The organism is Actinomadura sp. HBU206391 (assembly GCF_014323665.1).
GTDB lineage: Bacteria > Actinomycetota > Actinomycetes > Streptosporangiales > Streptosporangiaceae > Actinomadura_C.
This window is the reverse complement of the sequence record NZ_JABVEB010000267.1, coordinates 1-7,058: the sequence shown is the minus strand read 5'-3', so window position 1 is coordinate 7,058 and position 7,058 is coordinate 1. Positions and strand designations below refer to the sequence as shown.

Here is a 7,058-nt window from a genome sequence, read left to right as displayed (position 1 = left end):
ACCCCGGTTACCCTGTGTGACCTCGAACTCGACACGCTGGTTCTCGTCGAGAGTCCGGTAACCGGAGGACTGAATCGCCGAGTAGTGCACGAAGACGTCCGGACCACCGCCGTCGACAGCGATGAAGCCGAAGCCCTTCTCAGCGTTGAACCACTTCACGGTGCCCTGCTGGGCCATGTCTTTCTCCTTGCGGCAAAACTTTGGGCGCACACCTCGTGAGCCCAGTGCGGTCACTGCGGAACGTTCTCGTCCTCCGGGTACGGCCCCTGGAAAACCAAAACGCCCGCTGCCATCAGTCCGCGGGCGCCTGAGTCAAACGATCGAGAACCACGACTGCAACCGACGGCACCACCGTATCATCGCTTGCGCGTTAAGCGGGGAAACAGAAGAAGCGCGATTCCTCGGCCGGAAACCGGCGCTCTAACCTTGACAATAGGCGCCGTATCGCCGGGTGGCGGCGACGAAGAGGCGGCGACCCGAGGGGCCGAGTCGGGCGGCCGAGCGCCGATGCGCGCACTGCAGAGGACCCCTTGCGGGGGCGCCGCAAGACCTCATGCCGTCAAGCCGGGTCGGGAGTAGCGTCAAAGGCTCCATCGCGTGGCCGCAAGGGACTGTACGGCGTCGGCCGCACCGGTGAAGCGCACCTGTGCGACCTCGCCCCGGCCCAGTGCCCAGAGCACCAGTTCACCGACCGGGCCGTGCACCCGGGCCTGCCTCGTGCCCTTGCTGACTCGTATCGTCTTGCCGTCGGGCCGCACCAAGGTGACCTCGACCTGCACTTTACGCAGAACAAATCGTGCCATTTTCAACCGTCTCCACAGCACTTCCTCCGCGTCCGGCGGAAGGGATCGCGCCTGCCAGTCCGGTTGAGCCCGTCGAACGTCCTCGTGATGCACGAAGTACTCAACAGAGTTGCCCGCTTTGTCCATCCCCGGCAGACCCCAGAGGGAGGCTTTCGGCGGTCCCTGCCGGATCCGGTCAAGCATCTGTGGGAATGGGGTCGAGTCCTTAACACGACGACGGACGCGTTCGGTGTAGCCGCCGAGCGGGCGGAACAGGATGCCCGGCCCCGCGTCCAGGCGATACTCACGGATCACGAGATGGGCGGCGAGATCACCGGTCGTCCAGTCACCGCACATGGTCGGCGCGTCCGGGCCGAGCCGCGCCATGAGATCGCACAGGGCCAGCCGCTCCGTTCGTGCCGGGCCGGGCGCCGGCGGCGGGGCCGGAACGGGGTTCGAGGAGGCGCTCACGCCGGAATGGTAAGCCCTCACGCCCACGGGCGTCCGGATCACCGCCGGTCCCGCACCTGGCGCACCTGGCCCACCACGGCGGGAATAAGCGGACGCCTCCGGATGGTAGGCATGAGCAGTCCACAGACCCACTCTTCGGAGGAATACGTGCAGAAGGCGGTAAACCGCAACATTTTGCGTGAGGGGATGCGGGTGCTCGCCGTCGCGATCGGGGCGGAGCCTCGGGTCTTCGCGCTGTCGGTCCTGGCGAGCGCGCTCTACGCGGTCATGACCGTGGCCACCGCCTCGGTCCTCGGCTGGGCCACCGACGAGATCGTGCTGCCCGCGTTCCGCGACGGCCGGACCACGGCGGGCGCTCTCACCGCGGGCGCGCTCGCCATCCTCGGCGTCGCGCTGCTGAAGGCCCTGGGCGTGGCCGGCCGCCGATTCTTCGCCGGCCTCATGCAGTATCGGCTCCAGGCGAAGTACCGCCGTGCGGTCACCCGTCAGTACCTTCGCCTGCCGCTGGCCTGGCACCACCAGCACCCCACCGGTCAGCTGCTGTCCAACGCCAACGCCGACGTCGAGGCCGTCTGGGCGCCGATCGCTCCGCTGCCGATGGCCGTCGGCGTGCTGTTCATGCTCGTGATCGCCGCGGCCTCGCTCCTGCTCACCGACGCGATGATCGCCGTCGTGGGCTTCCTGGTGTTCCCCGCCATCGCGCTGCTCAACGTGGTCTACCAGCGGCGCCTGTCCCCCATCGCCGCCCGCGCGCAGCAGCTGCGGGCGGAGGTCAGCGAGGTCGCGCACGAGAGCTTCGAGGGCGGGCTGGTGGTCAAGACCCTCGGCCGGGAGCAGACCGAGACCGATCGCTTCGCGGCCCGGGCCGAGCAGCTGCGCGACGCCAACGTGGCGGTCGGCCGCGTACGAGGGCTGTTCGACCCGCTCCTCGAGGCGATGCCCAACCTCGGCGTGCTCGCCGTACTGCTCATCGGCTCGGTCCGGCTCGAGCACGGCGCGATCCAACCGGGCGACCTGGTGCACGTGGCCTATCTGTTCACCCTGCTCGCCTGGCCGATCCGCGCGCTCGGCTGGGTGCTGGCGGAGGTGCCGCGCAGCGTCGTCGGCTGGGACCGGGTGCGCGGCGTGCTGGACGCGACGGGTTCGCTGCCGTACGGCGCGCAGGTGCTGGACGGCGACGACCCGGCCACGCTGGAGGTCCGCGAAGTGCGCTTCGGCTACGCCGATCCGGCCGTCGGCGAGGGCGACGCCGACGGCGACGGATCGGCCCTGCGCGATGTGTCCTTCACCGTCCCGGCGGGCGACACGGTCGCCGTGGTGGGGCCCACCGGCTCGGGCAAGTCGACGCTGACCGGCCTGCTGGTACGGCTGGTCGACCCGGCCGCCGGAACGGTGCTGCTCGACGGCATCGACGTGCGCGACCTGCGGCAGGGCGGGCTGGCGGCCACCGCCGCCCTGGTCCCGCAGCAGGCGTTCCTGTTCGACGACACCGTTCGCGGCAACGTGACACTGGGCCTCGAGGTGCCGGACGAGGCGGTCTGGGAGGCACTGCGCATCGCTCAAGCCGACGGGTTCGTCGCGGCGCTGCCCGGGGGGCTGAACACCCGGGTCGGGGAACGCGGGGCGACGCTGTCGGGCGGCCAGCGGCAACGGCTCGCCCTTGCCCGGGCGATGGTGCGGCGGCCCCGGCTGCTGGTGCTGGACGACGCGACCTCCAGCGTCGACCCGCAGGTGGAGACCCGGATCCTGCAGGGGCTGCGCGACTCGGCCGCGACCGTCGTGGTGGTGGCCTACCGCAAGGCGACCATCTCGCTGGCCGACGAGATCGTCTATCTCGAGCACGGCCGCGTGGTGGATCGGGGCGGCCACGCCGAGCTGCTGACCCGCTCGGTCGGCTACCGGAACCTGGTCAACGCCTATGAACGGGCCGAAGAGGAGAGGCGAGCCGTGGAGCAGGCCGGACTGACCGCCGCAGAGGACGAGGAGGCCCTGGCGTGAGCCTGAACGAGGTGGCCCAGCGCGAGGGGGCGCTGAGCACGCTGCGCCGGGGGTTGCGGCTGAGCCCGGAGTTCCGTGCCGGGCTGGCCGGGACCCTGGCCCTCGCCCTGGTCGCCACGGCCGGCCGGATCGTCGTGCCGATCGCCGTGCAGCAGACCATCGACGAGGGGCTGCGCCCGGTGGCCGCGGACGGGGGCGGGCCCGACATCGCCTACATCCGCACGGCCGTGCTGGTGTGCGCCGCGGCGGTCCTGCTCACCGCGCTGTGCGCGTACGCCATGAACGTCCGCCTGTACAAGACCACCGAGACGGGTCTCGCGGCGCTGCGCGTCCGGGCCTTCCGCCATGTCCACGACCTGTCGATGCTCACGCAGAGCGGTGAGCGCCGCGGTGCGCTCGTCTCCCGCGTGACCAGCGACGTCGACCAGATCAGCCAGTTCATGCAGTGGGGCGGACTGATGATCATTGTGTCGCTGGGCCAGCTCGTCGTGGCCAGCGTGCTGATGGCGATCTATTCCTGGCAGCTGACGCTGCTGGTGTGGGTGTCGTTCCTGCCGTTGGCCCTCGCGCTGCGCCGCTTCCAGCGCCTGGTCTCCAGGGCCTACACAACGGTGCGGGAGCGGGTCGGCGACCTGCTGTCGGCGGTCAGCGAAGCGGTCGTCGGCGCGTCGGTGATCCGGGCGTACGCCGCCGAGGAGCGCACCGCCCACCGGGTCGACGAGTCCGTCGGCCGCCATCAGCGTGCGCAGGTCAGGGCGCAGGGACTGGTGGCGCTCACCTTTCCCGCGAGCGAGCTGGTGGCCGCGATCGCCACCGCCGGCGTGGTCGTGGCGGGCACCCTGCTCGGCGTCGGGGGCCACCTGACCGCGGGCCGGCTGGTGGCCTTCCTGTTCCTCGTCACCCTGTTCGTCGGGCCGATGCAGGTCGCGACCGAGGTGCTCAATGAGGCGCAGAACGCGATCGCCGGGTGGCGCCGGGTGCTCGGAGTGCTGGACACCTCCCCGGATGTGGCCGACCCGGGGCCGGGTGGACGCGATCTGCCGCGCGGGCCCATCGAGGTGCGGTTCAAGGACGTCTCGTTCGCCTATCCGGCGAGCTCGGTGGACGCCGGGGATGCCCCCGGCGCCGAGGCCCCGAAGAAGAGGGCCGGCGCGAAGGACACGGCCGAGATGCCGGAGGCCTCCGCGGCGAACGCCGCTCCGAGGGGGCCCACCGTGCTGCACGAGGTCAACGTCGAGATCGCCCCGCGCTCGCGGGTCGCGGTCGTCGGCGAGACCGGGTCAGGGAAGACGACGTTCGCGAAGTTGCTGACCCGGCTGATGGACCCGACCTCGGGGCACGTGCTGATCGACGGGGTGCCGCTCGACGCGGTGCGCTTCTCGTCCCTGCGCGAGCGGATCGTGATGGTGCCGCAGGACGGCTTCCTGTTCGACGCCGGTCTCGCCGACAACATCCGCTACGGACGGCCCGGCGCGAGCGACGAGGAGATCGTCCTCGCCCTGACCGAGCTCGGGCTGACCGACTGGCTGGAGGGCCTGCCCCGGGGCCTGGACACCCCGGTGGGCCAGCGTGGCGAGTCGCTGTCGGCGGGCGAGCGGCAGCTTGTGGCGCTGGCCCGCGCTTATATCGCCGACCCGGATCTGCTGGTGCTGGACGAGGCGACCTCCGCGGTCGATCCGGCGACCGAGGTGCGGATCCAGCGCGCGCTCGACGGCGTGACCCGAGGCCGTACGGCGATCTCGATCGCGCACCGCCTCTCGACCGCCGAGGCGGCCGACGAGGTGATCGTGTTCGACCAGGGCCGCATCGTGCAGCGCGGCGCGCACGCCGAGCTGGTCGACGAGCCCGGCGTCTACGCGGACCTGCACGCCTCGTGGTCCTCGCAGCGCCGGATGTGAGCCGAGCGCGCTGCGGCGGATCCTCGGCGCCGAGGAGGGAATGGGACCCCGGCGCGGAGCGGCGGGCGGCCGTCCTGGAAGATCGAGACGGCCGCTCTTCGGTAGACCTTCCGAAGCTCGCACCATAAAGGGCTTGCCCGTTATGTAGTCGAGTGCGCATCCTGCACACATGGACAAGGTCGTGATGCAACCAGCTGACACGCTGCACGGGCAACTGCAGCGCGGCCTGGGTCGGGCCGCGCGCCGAGCGGCGGAGAGACCGGGCGCGGGCGAGTTCGTCTACGACTGCGTCCGGCGCGATCCTCGCTGGGATCGCCAGGTCGAGTCCCGCAGCCTCTTCTATGCCCGGCTCATCGTCGACCTGGAGCTTTCCGTCGGCCCGGTCGCCGACCATCTCGCCGATCCGGGCGGACCGGCGGACACCGACCTGTGGCGCGACTCCCTGGCCATCGACGTCCTCACCGATCTGTTGCGGCTGAGCCGCCGGGAGGCCGCCCGGCCACTGAGGAGATACGCCGAGGAGGGCACGCACTGGTACGACGCCCTCCACGCGCTGAGCTCGGTCGGCGACCCCACGCTCACCGACGGTCTCGACGAGATAGCCGTGGCGCGCTGTAACGACGACGATCTCCGCTGGCTCGTTATAGAACCGGATAATCCGGTCATCAAGGACTGGGCCCGCCGGCAGCCCAGGATCGCCGCCGCCGTCGCCGAGCACGAGGCGGCCGGCCGGCCGGGACTCCGCTGCGCGGCACGAACCGACACCACGGGCCGATCCGACGCCGAACTCCTGGCCGAGGCGAAGCGGGTCGGCGACTCGGCCGTCGCCGCGATCCTCGAACTCGGACGACGGCGCAGCCCGGCCCTGCTCGATCTGGCCGAGGAGCTTCTGCCCGGGCAGCCCGGGCGGTACGGCGGGGCGGTATGTCATGCGATACGCGACCTCGGCGCGCTGGCGGTGCCCCGGGCCCGGATCTGGACCGCCCGCCGGTCCAGCTGTTTCGACGTGGGCATCTCCGTGCTGGCCCGCCACGGCACCGAGCAGGATGTGCCCGCACTGCTGAGCGACCTCGACACCGCCCTGGCCGAGCGGAACTGGGGCGCCGCCGCGAGCCCCATCGAGGGCCTGGGCCGGCTGCGCTCCGGGGCGGCCGTCCCACTCCTGAAAACGACCTGGACCGAGTCCGAATACGCCTACCTGCGACCGCGCCTGCTCACCGCCCTCTCCAGGACCGCCTCCTACACCTCCGAGGCCTACGCCACCGAAGGGCTCTGGGACTGCGAGGAGGAGGTCAGGCGAGCGGCGGTCGCCACCGCTCCCCCCAGTGACGACAACCTGCTGCGGATCCGCCGCCTGCGCGGCTGCGCCGCCGAGGACGCCGAAGTGCGATCCGCGGCGGCGCTGCGTCTTTGACGCTTCCCCGTGTCCTTGAATGCTCCGCCGGGTCTTTGCCGCTCCACGGCGCGGTGCGATGGCTCTGCCGCTCCTGAGCCTGTACGGATGCCGCGACCCGTGTTACCCAGGGAACATGAGTGAACAATGGGTGGTCGAGCGCGCCACGGTCGAGAACGCCGAACTCATCAGGTTCCTCTACGCCGATCACGACGGGGTCATCCGCGGTAAGGCCACCACGCGTCCTCGGCTGGCCCAGCGGATGCGCAGCGGGATCGGCCACACCGTCGGCATGATGGCCATGTCCATGCTCGACCGGCTGCAGCCCGTCGAGGGGGCCGGCCCGGTCGGCGAGGTGCGGATCGTGCCCGACCCCTCCACCTTCACGATGCTTCCCTACGCGCCCGGCGCCGCCGCGATGTGCGCCGACCTCGTGAGCCTGGACGGGCGGCCCTGGGAGGCGTGCGCGCGCACGTTCCTCAAGGACGCGATGGCCGAACTGGCCTCCGACGGGGC

At 71.2% G+C, this 7,058-nt stretch carries 5 protein-coding genes and 1 pseudogene; 4 read left to right on the top strand and 2 right to left on the bottom strand.

What is annotated here, in order from left to right; all coding sequences use genetic code 11:
- Together HKK72_RS33680 and HKK72_RS33675 are read right to left on the bottom strand one after the other, a co-directional pair.
- On the bottom strand, positions 1–177 hold a 177-nt coding region (locus HKK72_RS33680), incomplete at its 3' end, for a cold-shock protein (protein WP_187238465.1).
- A gap of 404 nt (positions 178–581) precedes the next feature.
- Positions 582–1,253 carry a TIGR03085 family metal-binding protein gene (locus HKK72_RS33675; protein WP_315987582.1) on the bottom strand — a complete coding sequence of 224 codons (672 nt, stop codon included), beginning with the start codon at positions 1,251–1,253 and terminating at the stop codon, positions 582–584.
- Between the two features lie 111 nt (positions 1,254–1,364).
- Between HKK72_RS33675 and HKK72_RS33670 the strand changes: the two genes are divergently transcribed.
- The 4 genes and pseudogenes from HKK72_RS33670 to HKK72_RS33655 all read left to right on the top strand — a co-directional run.
- Entirely contained in the window at positions 1,365–3,251 is a 1,887-nt protein-coding gene (locus tag HKK72_RS33670) for an ABC transporter ATP-binding protein (protein WP_187238464.1), read from the top strand.
- Positions 3,248–5,149 carry an ABC transporter ATP-binding protein gene (locus HKK72_RS33665; RefSeq protein ID WP_187238463.1) on the top strand — a complete coding sequence of 634 codons (1,902 nt, stop codon included), beginning with the start codon at positions 3,248–3,250 and terminating at the stop codon, positions 5,147–5,149. Before HKK72_RS33670 ends, HKK72_RS33665 begins: the two co-directional genes overlap by 4 nt.
- Positions 5,150–5,318: 169 nt before the next feature.
- The gene (locus HKK72_RS33660) at positions 5,319–6,563 is read left to right on the top strand and encodes a hypothetical protein (RefSeq protein ID WP_187238462.1); all 1,245 of its coding nucleotides are present in this window, start codon (positions 5,319–5,321) and stop codon (positions 6,561–6,563) included.
- Positions 6,564–6,678: 115 nt separating this feature from the next.
- Positions 6,679–7,058: pseudogene (locus HKK72_RS33655) on the top strand (glutamine synthetase); the annotation flags it as partial.